Origin of the sequence: Bradyrhizobium sp. 215_C5_N1_1 (assembly GCF_052075935.1) — a bacterium.
Lineage (GTDB): Bacteria > Pseudomonadota > Alphaproteobacteria > Rhizobiales > Xanthobacteraceae > Bradyrhizobium > Bradyrhizobium barranii.
Window position 1 is genome coordinate 4,652,348 of the sequence record NZ_CP197228.1, and the last position, 20,657, is coordinate 4,673,004.

Here is a 20,657-nt window from a genome sequence, read left to right on the forward strand (position 1 = left end):
GTGCGGCCGCGCGGTCATTTAGCACGATCGCGTTGGACTGGAGGGCCACCACCGCGCGGTGGTACAGCCAATTCGGCAATCTTGGTACTGTTTTATGACCAGGGGCAGCTCATTTATTCACTGTCACTAGCGACCTGCAACCCCGGTGAATGCCGCAGTGCAGATCGCAAACAAGGAAATAGGAGTTCGACAATGACTGACGTTTTTTCTGGCATCAAGATTCCCGATAGCAAGATCGCTCGGGAGGCCACTGAGCTGGTGCGACAACAGGAAACGGAGATGCTGTTCAATCACTCCGTTCGAGTGTTTGCGTTCGGCGCAATGAAGGGGGTCCGCCAAAATCTCAAATTCGATTCTGAACTGCTCTATGTCGCAGCGCTTTTTCACGATTTAGGGCTTGTCGACGCTTATCATACCGACACAAAGCGATTTGAAGTTGATGGCGCCGACGCAGCGCGCGAATTTCTCCGAAGCCACGGCATCCCCGAGCCGAATGCGGATCTGGTTTGGGAAGCCATCGCCCTACATACCACGCCCGGTATCCCCCAATATATGCGGCCCGAAATCGCGCTCACAAACGCGGGGGTTCTAGTGGATGTCGTCGGGATTGGATATGATGAGTACACGCCAGAGCAACGCGACCAGGTGATCGCTGCATTTCCGCGCGGTGATAATTTCAAAAATGATTTCATTCAAGTTCAGACTTGCTCCGCTTTAAAGAAGCCTTTGACGACGTTCGGTACCGTCAATTTCGATTACATCGAAGATCACGATCCCACGTTTCACAAACCGAACGCGTGCACTCGCATCCGCAATACTCCCTGGCATAGCTGAGCCGTCGTGGGCATTCGTCTGCCTGAAACGGCGGTTGCGGAAACCACATACTCATCAGTACCGCTCTTTTTGGTATGGCATCGATGTCTAACTCGCTTAGCTCGCTCCTCTGGTTAACCCTCGGCGCCTTTTCGATCGGCACCGAGGGTTTCATGATCGCCGGGCTGTTGCCTGCCCTCGCGCGAGACCTAAACGTCGGCTTGTCCGCCGCCGGCCAACTAGTCACCGCCTTTTCCCTCGCTTACGCCGTCGGGGCTCCCGTCATGGCAGTGCTGACAGCCAGGCTGGAGCGGCGCCGCCTGCTGGCCCTCGCGATTGCCGGCTTCAGCATTGCCAATCTACTCGCAGCGCTCGCGCCGAACTACGCCGGGCTATTGGCGGCTCGGCTCCTATTGGCCTTCGCCGCCGCGAGTTTTATGCCTGCGGCCAGCGGTTATGCAGCCGCATCGGGCGGGCTGCAACGGCGCGGCCGCGCTTTGTCCATGGTGACCAACGGCCTGTCGTTGGCAATCGTCGCCGGCGTGCCGCTCGGGGTGCTGGTTGGCCAGAGGTTCGGCTGGCGCGTCACCTTTCTCGCCGTGGGCGGGCTGGCGGCGCTCTCGCTCGTCGGGATCCTTTTCGGAATGCCGAAGCAAGTGCCCGGCACCACCGCGAGTCTGGGCGAGCGCCTGGCACTAACCAGGCGCCCCGATATACTTGCGGTCCTAGCGACCAGCGTGCTGACGGTAGCCGGCACATTCACGGTCTACACATATCTAAGTGTCTTCCTTGCCGGCGTCGCTGGGATTGGGCCGCAGGGGCTGGCGCTGGTGCTATTCGGATTCGGGGTCGCCAGTGCCCTTGGAACCCAGCTCGGCGGCACCGCCGCGGACTACTGGGGCGCGCGCTACACCGTGATCGTTGGTTGTGGGCTCACCCTTTTGGCGTACCTTGTCCTATCGCTAGGCGCCGCGCTTGGCCCGGCGCACGCGTTACTGGCCCTGCTACCGGCTCTCCTGCTTTGGGGCTTGGCCAGCTGGGGCTTGATTACGGCGCAGCAGGCGCGGCTGGTCGCGCTGGCTCCAACTCTGGCCGCGGTCGGCCTCTCCCTGAATTCTTCGGCTATCTATCTCGGCAGCGCCATGGGCGCGGCGGTGGGCGCGCTGGTCATCGCTGATGGCCCAGTGGGGCGGCTCGGCTGGGTGGCCGCGGGGTTCAGCCTGGCCGCGCTGCTGACAGTGCTGGCTAGCACAGCGGGACGTCAGGTCGAGGTTGGCGCCGTCCGCGAGGATCGCGGTCGGCAGGGTGACGCGGCCGAAGGCCGGCCGCTGCGCCGGTGGTGAAGCACTTCGAAAGAACGAGTTGAGATATGAAAGACCTTTCTGCCTTCCTGATCACACAACGCTGGCCCGCCAAACACCCGAACCGCTTGCAACTTTATTCATTGCCGACGCCCAACGGCGTCAAGGTCTCGATGATGTTGGAGGAGATCGGGCTGCCGTACGAGGCGCATCTGGTCGACTTCAACCGGAACGACCAGCGCACGCCGGAATTCCTCTCGTTGAGTCCTAACGGCAAGATCCCGGCGATCATGGACCCGGGCAGCGAGGCGTTGTCCTTGTTCGAATCCGGTGCGATCCTGCAATACCTCGCGGAGAAGACCGGCAAGTTCTTGCCGGTCAATGCGGCCCGCCGTTATCAGACCATGTGGGTGCATTTCCAGATGGGCGGGATCGGGCCCATGTTCGGCCAAGTCGGCTTCTTCAACAAATTCGCCGGCCGTGAGTATGAGGACAAGCGGCCACTTCAGCGTTACGTCGCTGAGTCAAAACGCCTGCTTGGCGTGATGGAAGCGCGTCTGGCCGGACGGCAGTGGATCATGGACGATGAATACACCATCGCGGACATTTCGATGCTTGGCTCGGTGCGCAACCTGATCGGCTTCTATGAGGCGCGTGAACTCGTCGAATTCGACATTTTCGGGAAGTGCCAGCCTGGCTCGAACGCGGCCTGGCACGTCCCGCTGTGCAATGCGGGCTGACTATTCCACGAAGACCGTAAACAAGTGAGAGTTCAAACTTCTTGGACATGAGGATACGAAAATGCCAGCTTCTTCGAAAATCGCACTCTTCTGCACTGTACTTGGCTTGACGTTGGCAGGAGCGCCGGCTGGATATGCGCACGAGCCTGAGACGGTAAAACCGGTTTTCCAGCACGCGATCCCAAACATCCCAGGAAAGAAATTGGTCGCTGTCGTTGTGAACTATCCACCCGGCGGGAAATCCCTGCCTCACCATCACGCAAAATCCGCCTTCATCTACGCGTACGTGCTTACGGGCGCCATTCGAAGCGTCGTGGGCACCGAGCCCGCCAAAGTCTACCAAGCGGGCGAGAGCTTCCACGAAGAACCTGGAGCGCATCACCGGGTGAGCGAAAACGCCAGCGAGACCGACCCTGCGAGTCTTCTGGCGGTCTTCGTCGTCGATGCTGAGGACCAGCCACTGACCATACCAGACCCGAATTCAGACGCACGATAGTGCCCAGAGCCGATCGCATCGCGCCCGTGGAGTCCGGGACTGCAACTGGGCGAATAGCCGAACCTAAAGATTGTTGGCAATAAGGAGACCAGGATGACAAGTACCTTTGTCGGCAACGCGGCACAGAGCCCAGCTCCCTCCACGATGAAAGCCTGGCGCGTGCACGAGTTCGGCCCGCCGGAAGCGATGATTTTCGAAACGGGTCCTCGGCCAGACCCTGGTCCAGGCGAAGTCCTTGTCAAAGTTCACGCCGCAGGGGTCGGCCCCTGGGACGGATGGATCAGGGCTGGCAAGAGTGCGTTGCCGCAACCTCTTCCTCTCACGTTGGGCTCTGATCTGTCTGGCGAAGTCGCGGCTCTGGGTTCCGGGATTTCCGAGTTGGGAGCCGGAGACCAGGTTTTCGGCGTGACCAACCCTCAGTTTGTTGGCGCTTACGCCGAGTACGCGGTGGCGTCGGCTGTAATGCTCGCGAAGAAACCAAGCTCACTTAGCTATGTCGAAGCGGCTTCCGTTCCCGTCATCGCTGTTACGGCCTGGCAGGGTCTGTTCGACCAAGCCCGCCTTGAAGCTGGCCAGACGGTCGTCATCCATGGAGCTGCCGGGAACGTCGGAGCCTACGCAGTTCAGCTCGCTCGTCGTGCTCGCCTGCGCTGCATCGCGACGGCGGGGACCAAAGACATCGATTACGTGCGGACCCTCGGTGCAGACAAGGTGGTGGACTATCACACGCAACGGTTCGAAGATGAGGTCAATGATGCCGACGCGGTGCTCGATCTCGTCGGGGGCGAGACGCAAACACGTTCGTTTCAGGTTCTTCGCCCGGGCGGCAAGCTGATCTCCGCCGTGTCCCAGCCTGATCAAGACCGCGCAAAACACCGCGGCGTCACCGCGGCCTTCTTCTTGGTGGAAGTAACCACCGAGCGGCTGCGCAAAATTGGCGAACTAATCGATCGTGGTGAACTGAAAACACGCGTCGGTGCGGTTCTCCCTCTAGCCGATGCGCGAGACGCCCACATGATGTTGGAAGGCAGACGACCGCCGCCGAAAGGAAAAATCATTCTCACCGTAGAGGCCGCGGGCGAAGTCACCGCGCCCGCTTGAATTCGGGCTAACGATGAGCGTCGCGGCAAGCAGGTGTGGGGAGTGCCGCCGGCTCCCGCGCGAACCGGGAACATTTGGCCGAGAACGCTTTGGCTTTGTGGGCTCTGCTTGCACACTCACCGCTGGCGCTGGATCCTCAACGCAGGTTTCATGCCGTCGACCCAAGAGGTGGCAGACGCCGGGCGCGTCGTCGCACTCCATGTGGGGTATCCGACCGCTGAGGGATCGATTCGCCTATTGCCCGACAGCCCAGCGCGACTTCCGCATCAGATTGCTAAAGTCCCTGCGACGGAAACCAGGGTCCTTGTAGGCCAAGACATCGGCCAAGCCAGTGCCTTGGGTGGTCTCAGGACGGTGCTTGAGGCTGTCGTAAAGCGCCTGCAGGAAGCCTTCCGCGAATTGTGGCGGATGCGGATGAGCCGTCTCGACAGCGCTCCGCTGCGCGGCGGTGAAGTCGTCATAGCCGGCGCCGACAAGGTCCATGTTCGCTCCTTCGGCAAGAAGTGCGGCAATGGGGTACAGATGCGGGGAAATTCCATTTGTCGTATGCAGTGCGATCGCAAGCCAGACGCTCTGGCTATCAGCTTCCGAAATGCCGTGACTCCGCAAAAAATCGCGTGCGGCGTTCGCGCCATCCACTTCATAGCGCAGGTGACTTTCCCCATAGCCCGCCGTCAGCCCATAATCATGGAACATGGTCGCCACGTAGAGAAGTTCCGGGTCAAAGGTCAGACCCCTGCGCTTTCCTGCCAAGGCAGCCCAATAATAAACGCGTATGGAGTGCTGAAATAGCAAATCGTTTTCGGTATCGCGAATGACCTGAGCTGCGTCGCGCGCCAATTTGCTATCGGGAATTCTTACCCCCGAAACCTCATCGACGGCGTTCGGAACCGCTTCAGCGACTTTAGGCGTTACGGTTTCGGCGTGACCGTTTGGTGCCCAGGCTGATCCGGCGACCACTAATGCGAGGGCGACCCAGCTGAGAGTGGCACGAACATTCATGGCGTTCTCCTTCTGTAGCCGGAGATGGCGTGTATTGGGCTAGAACGTGCTTTCGCCCCAGCATCGGCCATTGGAGTTTGCCTGTTCGAGTCCAAAAGACAGGCCTCAGATCGCAAGCAAGACGCGCTGCCGCGCTTATTCCGTAATCTTTACGAATCCCTGCTGAACGAGCTGTGTCGTCCTCGCCATGGCATCCGTATTGACTTTGATGCCGGGGAGCAGATCGGCATTGCCCCAGTTGTGAGCCTTCGCAGTCGCTCCGCATAGCTCGATGCGCACATTGCGCTTCATCAGGTCTGCCACAAGATCCTTATAGGGATTGCCGGTCCCGATGTTTCGATCGGCGTTGTAGGCGAAATCGTGCAGCGTCACGTGGCCGGCATTCGTGTGGAAGACGGCGACAACCTCCGATTCGGCGTTCGATTGGGCGATGTCGTTGGTGATGAGCTGAAGGTGGAAAATGGAAGCCGGCAGATCGCCTTCGAACGTTAGCGCGCCGATGCTATACACTGTCTTCACGTCCTTGAGCGTCACCGCAATATCGATGTGGAGCGGCTTCTCGGAGGCGGACATATCGATGCTCCTTTCACTGGAAGAGAAGAACGGGTGATTGACCATAATACGAGAGGACCGTCAGACTCCCTCGTAAACCAGTCGGGTGAAGAGCGCCGGGGTGATGAGGAACTGGCCCCACTTCGCATCGAACGCCGCGGTCGGCTTGGCGGCGATCGTGTCATCGAGCGATCGGCCTTGCTGCTTGAGCTTGCCGACATTGTCCCGGATTGCGACAAGCATGTCGCGATAGGCCGAAAGTTCAGCCTTGTTGCTGACGGGGTTGCCGTGCCCGGGGATGACGATCGTCTTGTCGGTTACGGCGGCAATATTCGCCTCGGCCGCCTTGATCATCCCGTCGATGTTTCCGCCGGTTGAATAGTCGATGAACGGATAGATGCCGTTCCAGTAGGTATCGCCACAATGAAAAATGTCCGCTTCGGGGATCGTCACCGATAAGTCGCTATCGGTGTGCGCGGGACCGTAATATTTAAGGAGAAGCGTGGACCGGTTGAGCTTCAGGGCTTTCTCAGACGAGAAGGTTTCGGTCGGAACGGCCGATAGCGGAGGAGACGGGAAGTTGAAATCCCAGTCCGCAACTCTCTGGGCGACTAGCAGATGCTTGTGGGTGTTCTCATGGGCGATGATGGCTGCCCCTTCCGCATTCAGCCATTGATTTCCGTCCGTGTGATCGAAGTGCCAGTGCGTGTTGATCAGGTGCGAAATCGGCTCGCGGCTCAAACTATTCGCAGCTTCTAGGATGCGCGGACGGGATGCGGTGATGCCGGCGTCAATGAACACCTTGCCGTCGGTGCCCGTCATGACCGCTATATTGCCGCCAGAACCCTCGAGGATGCTGACATTGTCGCGCAGCTTATGGACTTTGATGGCCGCTTTGGCGGCGTCGTCACGGATGAGGTCCACGAGATTGCGCGCTTCCGCGAAGGCCTGTCGCGGCGAGAGCCAGCCGCTGGTTGCCGCTACTGTGGTCGCCGCCATGCAGCACAGACAGAACCCGCGCCGCGACATGATATGCTGGTTGAGGGTCGCCATGGGTGTCTCCTATGGATGTCCGCAAACGGTCCGGGAGCCACAATGCGACCTCGCGCGTGCTGTTTGCGGTGTGAATAATGGTCCTGACCTGCTGTCGCCCAGCGCCAGCGCGATCCATGACTTGCGATCCGCTAACTCCAGATGAATGTAAGAGATCCGCGTGGCTCGGGCCGCAGTCGTCGGCGTGCCATGCTGAACACGCTTGTCGGTCCCACAATCATGTCTCCTGCAATGGTCTTCGATTCATACTCATAGCCTTGTCGTTGTCGACGTACCCTTGCAGATCCAGAGGGATAAGCGCAGATCCGTCGCCGAGCCGCTCAATGTTCGGGAGGAACTCCACGGTGGTTTTGGGACCGCCCGTGCATGCACACAACCTCGGGCCGTGACGTAATGAAGCGTAACACCATTTGTCTTGATCCGCTTGTGAGTCGATTCCACGGAGCTGCTATTGGACTTCTGCATTGTCGTCGTGGACTTAGCTCTGGCACAGTCCCGCAGGTGCTGCTTCCGAGTTGGCGCGCAATCGCTGTATGGTCAGTGTACCGCTTCTAGTTGGCTCCTTCTCGAGGGTCTTTCGAGATCGCACTTAAACCCGGGATCAGACTCACATGGCATGATCATCGTGAGTGGCAACCCACAATTAAACCGACGACCTCTCGAGGTTGCTCCTCCATGATCCAATGGCCGGACTTCATTTATGACAGCGCACTGGACGTTTCACGCGACAGCGGCGAGCTCAGAGCGCAAAATCCAATGAGTCCGTACAAGCCACCCATCCATATGATGCTCCTCAGTTTTAATGACAGAGCCTTTGTCCTCGGCCTGCGCTATTTAACCTCAACTTTTGAATTGCAGATGCGAGTAAAATGGGGGGCGGTTGCCACGGGCGGATTGTGGAAGAAAACCGACCCGCCCCACGGCCATAGGGCCAACGAGCCATCAAATGGAGGCGCTCCGACGCCGGTACGGGTTGTGCAGTTCGGTGTCAGAGGCAAACGCAACAGCCAGATCGAGGATATTGTGCTCGTCCAAGTCCGGAGTGACTCCTGCCGCATCAGGAAGGAGAAGGCTTCTGCAATTCGCCTAAACCGGCCATATAATTCAGACGGCCTCGCTACTGGCCGCGTTTCTTCAATATTGAAAAGCGAGCCTCGACTGACGCCTGGCTCCGGCCGAGCGCTGCTGCGACGTCCTTAAATGAGGCTCCGCTTTCTCTCATTTGCACAAGCCTTTCTTCGTCCTCTGCGGACCAAATCGTCGAAGTTTTAGGAGCACCGGTACGGACCATTGCTAGCCCACTGCTTTTTTTGTTGCGCTATGTCCAAAACTGGACCGCCATTAAGGCAAATTATGGCAGCGAGTCGTCCTCATGCCACTGCTTGGAAGTTGGGCGTCGTTTACTCTCTCGCTGCGATTAGTGCTTCTCATTGGGCGCATGATCTGTGTTCACCATGGGCTGGCCTTCGCCGCCACTTGGTCTCCCTCTGACACCGCATTCAACGCAGCCACAGCTGCCCGCACCTCCTTTTTTGCAATTCGGGTCGTACTGCCCGCCCCCGCCAAGGAATTCGCCAATCTCGGCAAGCGTGCTGTCACCCACCGCCATGTCCAAGATGTTTGCGACCTTATGACCCGCTCTGGCACGCAGCTTCTCGGTGTCCATGGCTCGATCTAGCTCCTTCTGCGCGTCTGGCATCTCGCTATCAAAGTTCTCGACATCGGCTTTGTCGGATTTGCGCGTGCGCACCTTGCCGAAGCGCTCTTCTGGGCCAATCCATCGGCGCCCATCCAGATCTTGACCAGCTTGTTGCCAACCCAGCGCGTCTGTTTGTTGTCGTGGGCCCAAATTAGCTGCTTAGCACTGACGTCAATCAATTCCCTGTCCATATTGAGCGGTGGCGCCTCGCCGCGCTCGATCTCGTCCTCATCAGGCTCATTGTCGTTCGCGGCCATCCGCGGCGGCTAGGTTATGCAGGTCGACGGCTCGTGGTGAGCGGCGTGTGTGGCTGGCGCTGACGTCAGCCAGGCGCGGCGGGCGGCAAGGTCAGTGAAGTCGCTGGCCGAGAGCGGCCGGTTGTCGTTCGCGTGTTTCATAATTGTCCTCTTGACGTGCCGATCTGGCCATTTGCTGGCTTTTCGTTTCGCCGGCCTCTGCGGGCCGATCGAGTGTTGGGTGGGGTGGTTTCAAACCCTCGGGCGGTTCGTCACCATACCGGTATGGGCACTTGCGGACGCGATGCCGCAGGTTTTTTGTTTGTGTCACAGGCCAAAAATTTCTTCGAAATCTGCGGGATTTAGCGTGCGAGTGTGCGGCCGGAAGTTAAGGCCCACGGTGGGGGAGATCGAAATGGCCCCCCTAGCCGCGGCTGATGCCCACCAGTCCGGCGGACGGCAAGGTCGGTGAATTCGTTGGCTGAAAGCGGTTGGTCGTCGTTTGTGTGGTGCATGGATTATCTCAATTGGGCCGTTGCCATGATGGTCAATATGCTCGGGACAAAAGGACAGGACACCTATAAGGAACGTGTCCTGTCCTGTCAGATCGTCGTCACCATCCGCGGGACCATGGGGACAACCACTTGTGGTGGTTGCCCTCTGACCATGGACCGCTGACGGGCTTAGGCATTTTCGGGACAAAAGGACAAATTGCTAAATGTCCTGTGCTGTCCTTTTGTCCTTCCGGCTAGGGACGCCATATCCACTCCCTGCCGCCCCATGCCCCTGTTGCGAACTCACTGGCATTTACTGCTCGATTTAGTTCCCGATTAAATCCCTTGCTCATGGTGTTAGACCTTTGCACGGCGTCATCTTGCGCCGTCACGTAACGCAGGTTGAACTCGGTACGGACCAAATCAACCCGCGCGGCCCTTACCACCGGCGCGTCGAACTCGCCGCGCACGTGGACATTCTCGCCGCTATCGGACAGCACTGCGTCAACGGCTTCGCGGAACGGCTTGGCCGCCTTGGTCGCGCGCGCCTTCTTCGGTGGCTCCCGGTCGTTCGTGTTGAATTCGAGAACAAGGGTAGTTACCGGGCTGCCATCGTGACGACTGCCGATGACGACAGGCTCAGCCTTGATCGCGGCGATCGGTCCTTCGGGTGCATCGCGGCTCTTCGCAAGGTGCAGATAGTGATGGCCGGTCGCGCCGGTAATCTCGTCACGCTCGCATGCCAACATGAGGGCGAAGTCAGCACCGGCTCGCGCGTTCGATGAACCGCGCAGTCCCGCAGATGCATTCTTGCCAGCGTGATGAACCAGGATGATGACGCAATCCAGACACGATGCGATCGGCTGCAACCCATCAAACACCTTTTGCCACGCGCCAGGATCATTCTCTTTATCTTCCGCAATCATGCCGGCGGCGGCAACGGTATCGATGATGAAAGCAACAAGCGGAACATTGAACCGCTTCCGCATGTCGTCGGCTGCGCCGCGGAGCCTGGTTTCTAGGATCTTGTAGCTGCTGGAATCCGCAATCGCGCCCATACCCGTGAGCAGATAGAATGGCAACTCAGCATTCGGCTTCTTAAGCTTGGTTCGTCGCGCTTTCAGTCGCCCCTCAATGGTGCCTTCGCCCTCTGCCGCAAGGTAGACCACGCCGCCGGTACGCTCGATATCGCGACCAGCCAAAGGCTCTCCGGTCATGAAGCAGGTAGCGGCGTGGATGGAAAAGAATGTCTTCCACGATCCCGACTGACCACCGAAGAAGCCTACGCCGTTGCGCGGCATCGTATCCCGCACCAGTTCCGGCTTCGGCACATAAGGCCGGTCCTCGCCCAGAAAGATAAGTTTGCCGCGGATATTGTTATCGTTGGCGGGAATCTCCGGCGCTTTCTTGCCAGGTTCGAACTTAAAGACATGTTCTGGAATTTTCGGTAGAGCGGCCATCACGCCACCTCCTTTCGGGTGGCGTAGTCGACACCAACTTCAACAGGGATTCGGATAGTTGCTTCGCGGTCGGCAGCGTGCCACCGCTCCGCACAAGTCTTTGCGGCTTTAATGCCAGTGCCGGAAGCATCGTTGTCAGCAAACACCGTCAGGCACTCGACACCACCTAACAAGGGGAACGCCGACATCGTGCCAGCGCTCAGGCACGCCCAGATTGGCGCAAAGCTCGTAGCCAGGCAGGTCTCAAGCCCCTCGCCGATGCCGAGGCCATACTCAACGTCGGTGTCATCAGACAGCCGCACCACCGCGCCCTTGGCCTTGCCGTACATCTTGCGCGCAATCTTGCGGCCTTCACCGTCGAGATATGTGACGTGAGCGCCGCAGGGTTCGTTAGTGACGGCATCCGTCATCAGCGCAACCATCGTGCGATCATTGGTCCGGAAGCGGATGGCGTCGCCGCTATATGTCAGACCACGCGACGAAAGGTAGGCTTCCGCTAGCGTTCCAGATATTGGGGTGGCGCGCGCCCACCGCTGCAGGGCACTGCGAATCCGCGCAGGCTCATCGTCGTCCCGCTCGCTCAGTCTGATTACCGGGCGCCCCTTCGTTGGCTCGCGCCGCCAGTCATTCGGCAAGTGGAGACGTTCGCGGACGTGGTCTTTGCACTGTTGCCAATCATCGCCCGCGAAGCTGGTGACGCTGAATGTGCCATCGGCCCTGAACTTGACCTTGAGGCTGCGGTCCTTTCGGCTGTGACCGGGGCCGGGACATAGTACATACCTGTTGCTCACCGCGTCCCCGCCGAGGGCATGAGCAATACTTTTAAGCGACTGAGACATGATCGGTCTTGAGCTCCAAAAGAGACTTGAGGCGAGTTCGGCAAGCGCCTTGTTGAAGGACGCAGAGAAGCCTGCGACGCGCTGCTGGAAAGCATTGGGCGCGATGACGTGAGCAGGCTCATCGCCGCGCTGACGAAGGCCCAGGTTGAAGAGCTTCAGGTGGTCATTTAGTTCGAGATCGAAACGAGCAAGCGTCGTCGATCCCGGTGGGCCGGGTCGGATTGCTAATATTCGCAATGTGGAAATCCCCTAATTGGGGTTGCCCTGTTGGGCGATGCACCTGGCAAAGGCCAGTCGTGCTAGGCTGCGGGTCGGTAACGCCGCCACCTGTCATCATTAACGTCGGGCCGAGCGGTCTAAACTTATCGATAAACCTCTGGCGCTGATTACCGAGATAAAAGAAGACCTGCCCGTTTGCGGGAGTCGTCCCTTTTCGAGTTGGCGATTCAAAGCAGATGCGCCCCTGCAAGCAGGTGAACGGAATATCCAATGTCATCAATCGATGCGCCCAAGCCGTATCAAGACTATTCGGTACAAGTATAATCGCTTCCGTGATCCGCCCCACCTTGAATTCTTCGATGGCCTTGCCGGTGAAGGCAGCCATCGCCCCGCGACCGTTTGGCGGGCTGAGCCAGACGCGTCCAAACCATTGCTGTGTTAGCCCATCGTGTTCACGCGTTAAATATTTTTGCGCCCCCACATTACGCTGCGCGACCTCACTGGATGCCGGATCAAGGTCGATATCGCCCATCACCAACTTCGCCAGATGAATATAAGGACGGGGTGTGATCCACTCGGTGATAGTCACGCTGCCTCCGTTTTGCCGGTGTTGTCGTTGGCACCGCGCGCGGCGATGCGAGCGGCGATCCATTCCGTGACTTCAGATTTGACGAAGGCGACGCGCCGGTCGCCTAAGGGCACGGCCGAGGGAAAACGGCCTTCCGCGCGATAGCGGTTGATCATGGTGCGGCTCAACGAAGTGAGTTCGCACGCGGTCTTAATGCTAACGAGCGACGGCTCGCCGGCAGACGGATTTGTAGACATGGAGAGGTTGATTTCAGTCAGACGCCGGTGCCAGCCCCTGAGGGTCTTTGGCTGCGTCGAGGAAACCGATACCCGCCGGCAAAAGGCCAGTCCGGATTGCGACTGAGTCGCGTAGGTGGTGCCAATATGGCCGACAAGTTCGCTATTGACAATTCGAAAACCGTAAGAAACTGCTTTTTTATTTTTCGCAGACGTGCACTTGATCCATAGACGGGGCGCTCATCGGCCCGTCAGGTTTTACAGTCTGAGTCGGTTGGGATGTCGTTCGGTACGTCACAGCTCAGTTTCCCGACTCGCCGAACCTCGGATCAAAGCGGGGAGAGAAAGCGGGGAGGCGATTTTTTATATTTGGAAAAATGAAGTAAAATCAATCACTTAAAGCGGATTGATTGGCTCCCCGGGCTGGATTCGAACCAGCGACCATCCGATTAACAGTCGGATGCTCTACCGCTGAGCTACCGAGGAAAGGGCGAACCAGTCGTTCGCGCGCGGCTGCGTATAACAAAGCCGCTTGCGCTTGCAAAGGACGAATTCGCGATCTTGCACAATGCGCCGAGGAAGGGCCGCCGGCCCTCCCCTGGCTCGCGTCAGGTCAAACTATTCGGCGACGAAGGACGTGGTCTTGGTTCCGGAGTCGTACCGCAGCCGAAGCGCGGTGATCTTGCAGAGGTTGACGTTCTTCCAGAGCACGGATTCGTCATAGTTCTGCCAGTCGACGCGGATGTTCCAGACACATCCCTCGTCGTCCTCTTCGAACTCGACATAGGTGCTCGCCTGGTTCTGCAAAACCTTGTCGAGCTCGTTCTCCCATTCGTCCAGGCCGTCGTCCGGCGCGTTGAAGCCCAGGAATTTGATGGCATAGCCGGTCTCGTTGACGACGGTGACATTGCGGGCGTCGGCCGCGAACGACGGCGTAACGGCGATCGCAAGACCGATCGCGATCAGTCCGGACAGAAAATACTTCATGTGAAATTCCCCCGATCGAAAGAGGCTCCGGTGCCTGACGTCGATCCGCGCAGGCACCGCGGCAACAAATGGCGTTGCCTCGAAGAATTCACCCGGAGCGCGATCGAGTGGTTCAACACGCGATCGATCGACGCTCCGGAGCGTGCGCGACGCGAGACGCGCACGGGCAGTTCATATCGATTCGAATTCTCCGCAGCAATGAACCGGCGTTCATAGATCGGCGGCGTTTGTTTTCTCCGGCACGGGCGCCGGCACTGCGGCGCCGTTGCTCTTTCCCGTCACGGCGCCGACCAGCGCTTTCACGGGATCCTCGCCCGGCGCAAACCCGCTCTGGCGCAGGATCTCGTCGATCATCGGACGCAGCGCGTGCACCTTGAGGAGCTCGCCCGCAAGCCCTTCGCCGAAGCCGACATTGCCGCCGCCGGTGCCATTGCCGCCGAACGCGCCGCCGGTGTGCAGGATGCGGACGTCCTTGAGATTGCCGATCGGCTTGACCATCTCGGCCAGCGCTGAGGGCATGGTCTCGATCCGCTTCTTGGCGAGCTCGAAGTCGATGACGTTGGCGCCGAGCTTGTTCTGCGCCTCGTTCTTGAGCGTGATGATGGCGGCTTCGGCCTCGCCGATATTCCTGACGCCGACAGCCTTGATCTTGTTGGACTCGGCTTCCGCGGTGGCCAGCGTCTTGACGGCCTCGGCGCGATCGAGCGAGGCCTTCTTTTCGGCTTCGGCCGCGACGATCAGCTCGGTCGACTTGCGCTCGGCCTCGGTGCGCGCGGCGAGAACCTGGGTGAGACGGGCACGGTCGGCGACCTCGACCGCGCGGGCGGTCACGACCTTTTCTTCCGCGGAGACGGCGAGCGCCTCGGCGGTCTTGGCGTCGGCGACGGCTTCCGAGGTCTGCTTGCTCTTAGCCGCGATCTGAATCTCGTTCTCCTGCGTGGCGATCTGGATTTCGCGCTGCGCGTCGGTCTTGCGCTTGTTGATGGCCAGATCCGACTCGATGACCGCGGTTTCCTTGACCTGCTTGGCGCCGGCCTCCTTCTCGGCAACGGCGCGGTCGGTGTCGATGCGGGCGTTCTCCTCGGTCAGGCGCGCGGTCTGGGTTGCGGTCGCCACCTCGGCGCGGGTGCTCGCGGTCTTGTTGGCGATGTCCCGCTCCTGGGAAAGCTCGGCCTCCTTCTTGGTGCGCTCGATGGTCAGGGTCTGCTGCCGCGCCTCGAGGTCCTTTTGCGCAATCGCCACCTCGTTGTCGCGCACGATCGAGTTGCGGTCGCGCCGGCGCGTCTCGGTAACGGTCTTCAGCTGGGTCAGACCTTCGGCGTCGAAGAAGTTCTCCGGGTTGAAGAATTTGACGTCGGTCTGGTCGAGCTTGGTCAGCGACACCGATTCAAGCTCGAGACCGTTGGATTTCACGTCCGATTCCACTGTCGCCTGCACATGCTTGACGAAGTCGCTGCGCTTCTCCTGCAACTCCAGGATGGACATGGTGGCCGCCACCGAACGCAGGCCGTCGACGAATTTTGCCTCGACCTGGTTACGCAGGGCTTCGGCGTCATTCGTCAGCGCGCCCAGCGTCTGGCTCGCGAGCGCAATGCTCTCATCGTCAGGACGGACGCGCACGTAGAACTCGGCGACGATGTCGACGCGCAGGCGGTCCTTGGTGATCAGGGACTCCCGCTCCTTGCGCTCGACGGTGAGCCGCAGCGTCTTCAGATTGACGCTGGCATAGGAGTGGAAGATCGGCAGGATCATGGCGCCGCCGTCGAGCACGACCTTCTTGCCGCCGAGGCCGGTGCGTACGAAGGCCTCGTCGCGGGTAGCGCGCTTATAGAGGATGGTGAAGACGATCCCGAGGACAACGATCAGCGCGACGCCGATCATGGCCGGGACTGCGATGTCGAACATGACTTTCTCCAATAAATGGCTTGCTAGCTGCTTAGAGTCGGCTTGGAAGGTTTCAGTTCATCGTCGGCCTTCACCGCCACGAAGCGGGTGCCGGCGCGATCGACCAGCAGGACCATAGTTCCCTGCGGCAGGGGCGATGATGACGGTGCGGCGACCGCCCAGACGAAATGGCGGTTGCCGTGGACATCGGCGACGCTGACGCGGCCGGGCGGCCCCTGATCGAGCGGGCCGATGACGACCTCGCCGACGCGGCCGACGAGATCGCCAAGACCGACGGCATAGCTTTCATCCTTGGGGATGACCCGCGCGATGGCGCGGCTGGTAGCGCGGACGAGCGGAATCGAGACGGCGACCGCCCCGACCGAGGCGAGCGTCGCCGGCAAGGGACCGGCCACCATCCGCGCGATGTCCTGGATCAGAAAGCCGGTGATGGAGAAGGCGCCTAGCAGCAGCAGCAGGAAGATGAGCAGCGGCACGCCGCCGACATTGATCCAGGAAATGGCGTTGATCACGCCATTGTCGCTGGGGTGACCAAAATCGATGTTGGTGCCGAGCATCTCGCTCAGCGAGGCCCCGACCAGCATCGAGACCACCTCGATCGAGCCGACGATGAGGATCATGGCCGCCGCGATCGCGAACGGCCTGACCTCCGGCGACATCACATGTTCGAGCAGAGCGCTCATGACACATTACTCAGGAGCGCGACTTCAACCGCGCCAGCCTCGCTGCAATCTCCTTGTCGCGATGCAACGTGCTGAGCTCGTCGATGTCGCTTGAATACGGGATCGCTGCCGGAACGCCGGTGGCGCGCGCCACCGCCCTGCCCGCGCGCAAGGCCTTCGCTGCCGCCGAGGCACCACCGGACTTCCGGGGCGACGTCGAGGCCTGATGGCTTGCGTGAGCCTCGCTCTTTTCGAGATCGGCGCGGCGCTGCTCGGCATCTTGCAATGCTGACAGCACGGCGCGCAGCGACGTCACGCACTGTTCGATCTTCTCGTTGTTCTCATCGATGGCCCGGGAGAGCACCTCGAACTGCGCCTCGAGGTCTATCTGACGCGCGATGCCGGCGCAGGCGAGATCGTCGCGGCTATCCGCGATCGCGCCCTCGATCTTGGGCGTGAGATCGGTCATCTCGCGTTCGATCTCGGTGCGGCGCGCGTTGAGACGGTATTCCTCGGCGCGCGCGGCCGCGAGCGCATCGCGCGCTTCGCTCTCCGCGCGCTCGATCTCGCGGATGGCTTGGCCAACCACGTTCAGCTTGTTCTTCCCCTCCGCCTGCTCGATCGCGTCATAGGCGATCCCGGCGATCAGGCGCCCGACCCGGGACAGGAAGTTGTCGGGGGCGGCAGCGATGGTATCCATAGCGTTCTCCTCCTCTGGCAGATTGTTCGGCGTGACACCGTAGTGAACTTCGAAACCGTCGTCGGTGCGGATGAGGTGCGCGGGAGCGCTCTGCCCCCAACCCTCGGCATAGCCGGCATAGTCGAAGGGAACGCTGAAGCGCCCTTCCACGGTTGCAATCGAAATGGTGGCGGGGCCCTTGATCTTGGCGAGCTTGTCGTCGAGCGGCAGGCGGCGGCCCTGCGCGGCGCGATAATCGGCGCGGTCGCGCAGGCCCAGCGTCACCAGGCGCGAGGGCAGCGCGGTCTGTTTCCGGATCGACTCATAGGCATGGGCATGGAGCAGGACGACGTTCGATCCGACGTTATGGCTCCGCGCGACCTCGTCCAGGATCTCCATCATGCGGTCATAGGCCTGGAACGTCGCCTCCATGGCGGCCTTGGCGGCCGGGTCAGGGGCAAGCCTGTAACGCAGCGCGGATGGCGCGTTTCGGGACGACGGGCTCATGGAAAGCACTAAAGCACCATTTTGGTGCTTTAGGAAGAGGAAGTACGATCACGTTCCCCTGACCCTCATGCACTCTGTGGGTTAGTCGTCGGCCGCAGGCGACGCGTTCAAGGCGGTTGATCATCCCTAGATCACGGCCGATCAAGACTTCTTGCACGCGCGGGTTGCAATTTAAGACGAAGTGGAGGGAGCGTTTGGCGACTGCTACTCTCGTGTCCCGGCCGCGTTGCAACGTGGAACGTTACGGCGCCAAGCCGGGACCCGGAAAGCCGCACCGTAGCTGTGGCATGGGCCCCGGCTCTGCTGCGCATCAGTTCGTGCCGCAGCGACCGGGCTGCGAAAGCCGAGCTCACGGCCGCCGGCACACCAGGTCGATCTCGATCAGCGCATCATAGGCGAGCCCGGTGACGCCGACACACGTGCGAGCCGGCAAACGATCCGGTGCGAAGAAGCTGCGATAGGTCTCGTTCATTGAGGCGTAGTCTTCCTTGAAACGCGTCAGATAGATCCGCGTCATCACGACGTGCTCGAGGCCGAGATCGAGGTCGGCGAGCACCACCTTCAAATTCTCCATCACGGCCCGCGTCTGCGCCTCTATGCCGTCGGGCAGCACACCCGGCGCCTGCGGCGTGTCCGGCATCTGGCCGGTGACGAAGACAAACCCGTCGGTCTCGACGGCGTGGCTGAAGGGCGCGACCGGCTTCGGTCCGCCGCTGATCATGTGGAATTTCACTTGAGATGTCCTTGTTAAGTCGCGTCCCGAAACAGGCGCTTGCTGAGGATGGCGTGCACGCCCCAATTACCGTCGACGACCTGGGTGACGCCAAAATCGACGGCGGCCGACATCAACGCGATCGCCTCGTCCTCGCTGAGGCCTTTGACGTTCATCAGGAAGCGCCGCATTTTCCGGAACGCATCCTTCATGGCAAGGTCGAGCGAGGACTTTGCGTAGACCTCGCTCTGGCCCTGCGCGCCGAACTCGGCGAGATAGTTGGGATGGCTGAACCCGGTCAACACCCAGTCGGTCTCGGTCTCGATCAGGGGATAAGAGAGATCGGCAAAGGGCCGGCCTGCAAGATCGGCCTTCTTGTGCAGGATCACCTCGAACGTCCCTGTCATCGAACATTCGATCGCGGTGCCGCTGAGCTCGCCGTCGCCCTGCGTGGCATGGGAATCGCCGACCGAGAGCAGCGCGCCGGGCACCGAAACCGGAAGATAGACGGTAGACCCCTTCCCCAGCCGCCAATTGTCGAGATTGCCGCCGAAATAGGACGGCGGCACGGAGTCGACGAAATCGACCTCGCGCGGCGCCACCGCGATCACGCCGAAATGCGGCCTCAGGGGAATGCGGATGCCATCGAGTACGGCATGCCGGCGCTTCACCGTGGCCGGCGCGACGGGGACGCCGGGATAGTCGTAGGTGGCGTGCATGACGCCGAAGGGGTCGGTCTGCAGCTCCCAGCGATAGGAATAAAGCGCCCGGGCGTGCGGCTCCTCTGGATCGTCGAAGATCTCGTAGATGGTGACGACCTCGCGCGGCATGGGACCGCCGAGAAACTCGTTGTAGTGATAGCCCCACCAGGCCGCGACCGAGGAGCCGAACACGCGGCCGGCATGGTTCGGATTGCGGCTCGCGCGCGGCACGATGTCGAGGATGCGCACCTCCAGCACGTCGCCGGGCTGAGCATCCTTCACCGCGACCGGCCCTGTGCAGATGTGCACGCCAAATCCTTCGCCGGCGCCACGGCCGAACACGCTGGCATCCATCGGGCCAGCGCCGCGACGATCGACGTTCTTCTTGTCCCGTGTCCAGCCGAACACGCTTTCAGCACCGGCATCGCCCGCGATCATCATCTCGGGTGCGTCGGAGGCGTGCTGCGTCAGCGTCTCGACGGTGATGGTGTCCCCCGAGGCGATCTCGATTTGCGGCGCCAGCGAGCGGCTGAAATAGCCCCAATGGATGCGGCTGGCTTCGACCGGGAGATGGTGATGCCTGCGTTCCGTGGTCGTCCGCTCCTCAGTGCCGGCACACGCAACGGTGCTGCGTGCCTCGACGCTCGAATGCACGCGCAGTTGCGCCAGCGCCTCCTGCGGCCAGCCGCGCTGGCCGGCAATGCCGTGCTGCAAGGTCGCCCGCTCCGCCTCCTGCTGGCGAAACTCGCGCGGCGGCAGGCCGAAGCGGTGACGGAAGGCGCGGCTGAAATGAGCGGAATCGCCAAAGCCGTGGGCATAGGCGATCTCCGAGATCGAACGATGCGCCTCGGTCGGATTGGACAGATCGGCCCAGGCACGCTGGAGGCGGCGCTCCCGGACGTAATGGGTGAAATTGTCGCCGACCGTCTCGAACAGCTTTTGCAGGTAGCGCTCGGAAATCCCCTCGGCCTGCGCGACGCGCGCCGGTGCCAGTTCGGGATCGTCGAGCCGGCGCTCGATGGTCTGGCAGATCCGATGCAGCAGCGCTGCCTGCGTCGCGCTCGATCCGGCATCGGACGTCGAAGCCGCCAGTTGATGCGCGAGCGTCAGGAGCAGATCAACGAGCGACTGCGCGACCGAATTCCACTCGGCATCGCTCAACGTGTCGAGCGTGCGCGCGGTCGCGTCCAGCAGACGCGAGAACACATCGGCAAAGCCGCTGGGTGGAACGACGCGGGGCTCGCCGAGCCGCGGCCTGCCCGAGAGGCGTCCGTGCAGCGCTTCCGAGGTCACCGACAGCACGATGGCCCGCATGTCGCGCTGGAACACGATGCTCCAGTCCCCGCTCCGCGGCAGCAGCACGAGATGGCCGACCGGAACGATGCGGTGGCCGCCGGCGCTCTTCAGCACCATGCCGTCCTCGACCGGGATCAGCGCGATCGGAAGGTCTTCATTCGGTTGCGAAAGAGGCGCGACGCTTTGCGCGCCAGCGGCCATGCGCGTCAGCGCAACACCTGCGGCATGGCGATGCGATGCGGTTGCATGTCCGTCAAAGAAGGAATGGCCGGTCGCCGGTTGCAGGCCAACCGCCGCCAGCACGTCCCGCCAGGCTTCGGGGCGGTCGTCTTGCGCGTAGGACTCGCTCGTGAACGGCCGGAAGCTCATCGGATCAACCCAGATTGCAGTTGATCGAAG

At 60.9% G+C, this 20,657-nt stretch carries 19 protein-coding genes, 1 tRNA gene and 1 pseudogene; 6 read left to right on the plus strand and 15 right to left on the minus strand.

Annotation, left to right across the window (positions count from 1 at the left end; genetic code table 11):
• The first annotated feature begins 192 nt into the window (after positions 1-192).
• The 5 genes and pseudogenes from AB7G19_RS22435 (at position 193) to AB7G19_RS22455 (ending at position 4,451) form a co-directional block, all read left to right on the plus strand.
• Complete coding sequence (locus AB7G19_RS22435; RefSeq protein ID WP_441268113.1) at positions 193-834, plus strand: HD domain-containing protein; 642 nt, start codon at positions 193-195, stop codon at positions 832-834.
• An 83-nt stretch (positions 835-917) separates the two neighbouring features.
• Positions 918-2,156 carry an MFS transporter gene (locus AB7G19_RS22440; protein ID WP_441268114.1) on the plus strand — a complete coding sequence of 413 codons (1,239 nt, stop codon included), beginning with the start codon at positions 918-920 and terminating at the stop codon, positions 2,154-2,156.
• 26 nt (positions 2,157-2,182) lie between these two features.
• Positions 2,183-2,874 (plus strand): annotated as a pseudogene (locus AB7G19_RS22445) (glutathione S-transferase family protein).
• Between the two features lie 41 nt (positions 2,875-2,915).
• On the plus strand, positions 2,916-3,350 hold the full coding sequence (locus AB7G19_RS22450) for a cupin domain-containing protein (RefSeq protein WP_354100441.1): 435 nt from the start codon (positions 2,916-2,918) through the stop codon (positions 3,348-3,350).
• Positions 3,351-3,494: 144 nt separating this feature from the next.
• Positions 3,495-4,451 (plus strand): NADP-dependent oxidoreductase, encoded by a 957-nt coding sequence (locus AB7G19_RS22455; RefSeq protein WP_441268833.1) that lies wholly within the window; start codon positions 3,495-3,497, stop codon positions 4,449-4,451.
• A gap of 234 nt (positions 4,452-4,685) precedes the next feature.
• Here the strand turns inward: AB7G19_RS22455 and AB7G19_RS22460 are convergent, their stop codons facing one another.
• The 3 genes from AB7G19_RS22460 to AB7G19_RS22470 form a co-directional block, all read right to left on the minus strand.
• Positions 4,686-5,453: an HD domain-containing protein gene (locus AB7G19_RS22460; protein WP_441268115.1), complete on the minus strand. Its 768-nt coding sequence runs from the start codon at positions 5,451-5,453 to the stop codon at positions 4,686-4,688.
• A 135-nt stretch (positions 5,454-5,588) separates the two neighbouring features.
• The gene (locus AB7G19_RS22465) at positions 5,589-6,026 is read right to left on the minus strand and encodes a DsrE family protein (protein WP_441268116.1); all 438 of its coding nucleotides are present in this window, start codon (positions 6,024-6,026) and stop codon (positions 5,589-5,591) included.
• Between the two features lie 60 nt (positions 6,027-6,086).
• Positions 6,087-7,058: an MBL fold metallo-hydrolase gene (locus tag AB7G19_RS22470; RefSeq protein WP_441268117.1), complete on the minus strand. Its 972-nt coding sequence runs from the start codon at positions 7,056-7,058 to the stop codon at positions 6,087-6,089.
• A 675-nt stretch (positions 7,059-7,733) separates the two neighbouring features.
• Here AB7G19_RS22470 and AB7G19_RS22475 point away from each other — a divergent pair.
• Complete coding sequence (locus AB7G19_RS22475; RefSeq protein ID WP_441268118.1) at positions 7,734-8,258, plus strand: hypothetical protein; 525 nt, start codon at positions 7,734-7,736, stop codon at positions 8,256-8,258.
• A gap of 217 nt (positions 8,259-8,475) precedes the next feature.
• Here AB7G19_RS22475 and AB7G19_RS22480 read toward each other — a convergent pair whose 3' ends face one another.
• The 12 genes from AB7G19_RS22480 to AB7G19_RS22535 form a co-directional block, all read right to left on the minus strand.
• On the minus strand, positions 8,476-8,907 hold the full coding sequence (locus AB7G19_RS22480) for a hypothetical protein (RefSeq protein WP_441268119.1): 432 nt from the start codon (positions 8,905-8,907) through the stop codon (positions 8,476-8,478).
• An 834-nt stretch (positions 8,908-9,741) separates the two neighbouring features.
• Positions 9,742-10,947: an AAA family ATPase gene (locus AB7G19_RS22485; RefSeq protein WP_441268120.1), complete on the minus strand. Its 1,206-nt coding sequence runs from the start codon at positions 10,945-10,947 to the stop codon at positions 9,742-9,744.
• Positions 10,947-12,023 carry a DUF7146 domain-containing protein gene (locus AB7G19_RS22490; protein WP_441268121.1) on the minus strand — a complete coding sequence of 359 codons (1,077 nt, stop codon included), beginning with the start codon at positions 12,021-12,023 and terminating at the stop codon, positions 10,947-10,949. Before AB7G19_RS22490 ends, AB7G19_RS22485 begins: the two co-directional genes overlap by 1 nt.
• The gene (locus AB7G19_RS22495; RefSeq protein ID WP_441268122.1) at positions 11,950-12,594 is read right to left on the minus strand and encodes a DNA N-6-adenine-methyltransferase; all 645 of its coding nucleotides are present in this window, start codon (positions 12,592-12,594) and stop codon (positions 11,950-11,952) included. The genes AB7G19_RS22490 and AB7G19_RS22495 overlap by 74 nt, the downstream gene beginning before the upstream one ends.
• Positions 12,591-12,830, minus strand: a complete 240-nt coding sequence (locus AB7G19_RS22500; RefSeq protein ID WP_441268123.1) for a helix-turn-helix transcriptional regulator — start codon at positions 12,828-12,830, stop codon at positions 12,591-12,593. Before AB7G19_RS22500 ends, AB7G19_RS22495 begins: the two co-directional genes overlap by 4 nt.
• A gap of 390 nt (positions 12,831-13,220) precedes the next feature.
• Positions 13,221-13,295: transfer RNA gene (locus AB7G19_RS22505), tRNA-Asn, on the minus strand.
• A gap of 132 nt (positions 13,296-13,427) precedes the next feature.
• Positions 13,428-13,796: a hypothetical protein gene (locus AB7G19_RS22510; RefSeq protein WP_354175623.1), complete on the minus strand. Its 369-nt coding sequence runs from the start codon at positions 13,794-13,796 to the stop codon at positions 13,428-13,430.
• A gap of 210 nt (positions 13,797-14,006) precedes the next feature.
• Entirely contained in the window at positions 14,007-15,701 is a 1,695-nt protein-coding gene (locus tag AB7G19_RS22515; protein ID WP_441268124.1) for a flotillin family protein, read from the minus strand.
• Between the two features lie 23 nt (positions 15,702-15,724).
• On the minus strand, positions 15,725-16,384 hold the full coding sequence (locus tag AB7G19_RS22520) for an OB-fold-containig protein (RefSeq protein ID WP_166096525.1): 660 nt from the start codon (positions 16,382-16,384) through the stop codon (positions 15,725-15,727).
• Between the two features lie 10 nt (positions 16,385-16,394).
• Positions 16,395-17,558, minus strand: a complete 1,164-nt coding sequence (locus AB7G19_RS22525; protein WP_166096524.1) for a PspA/IM30 family protein — start codon at positions 17,556-17,558, stop codon at positions 16,395-16,397.
• Between the two features lie 340 nt (positions 17,559-17,898).
• Positions 17,899-18,282: a RidA family protein gene (locus tag AB7G19_RS22530; protein WP_441268125.1), complete on the minus strand. Its 384-nt coding sequence runs from the start codon at positions 18,280-18,282 to the stop codon at positions 17,899-17,901.
• A gap of 14 nt (positions 18,283-18,296) precedes the next feature.
• Positions 18,297-20,627 carry an acetamidase/formamidase family protein gene (locus AB7G19_RS22535; protein WP_441268126.1) on the minus strand — a complete coding sequence of 777 codons (2,331 nt, stop codon included), beginning with the start codon at positions 20,625-20,627 and terminating at the stop codon, positions 18,297-18,299.
• Between the last annotated feature and the right edge of the window lie 30 nt (positions 20,628-20,657).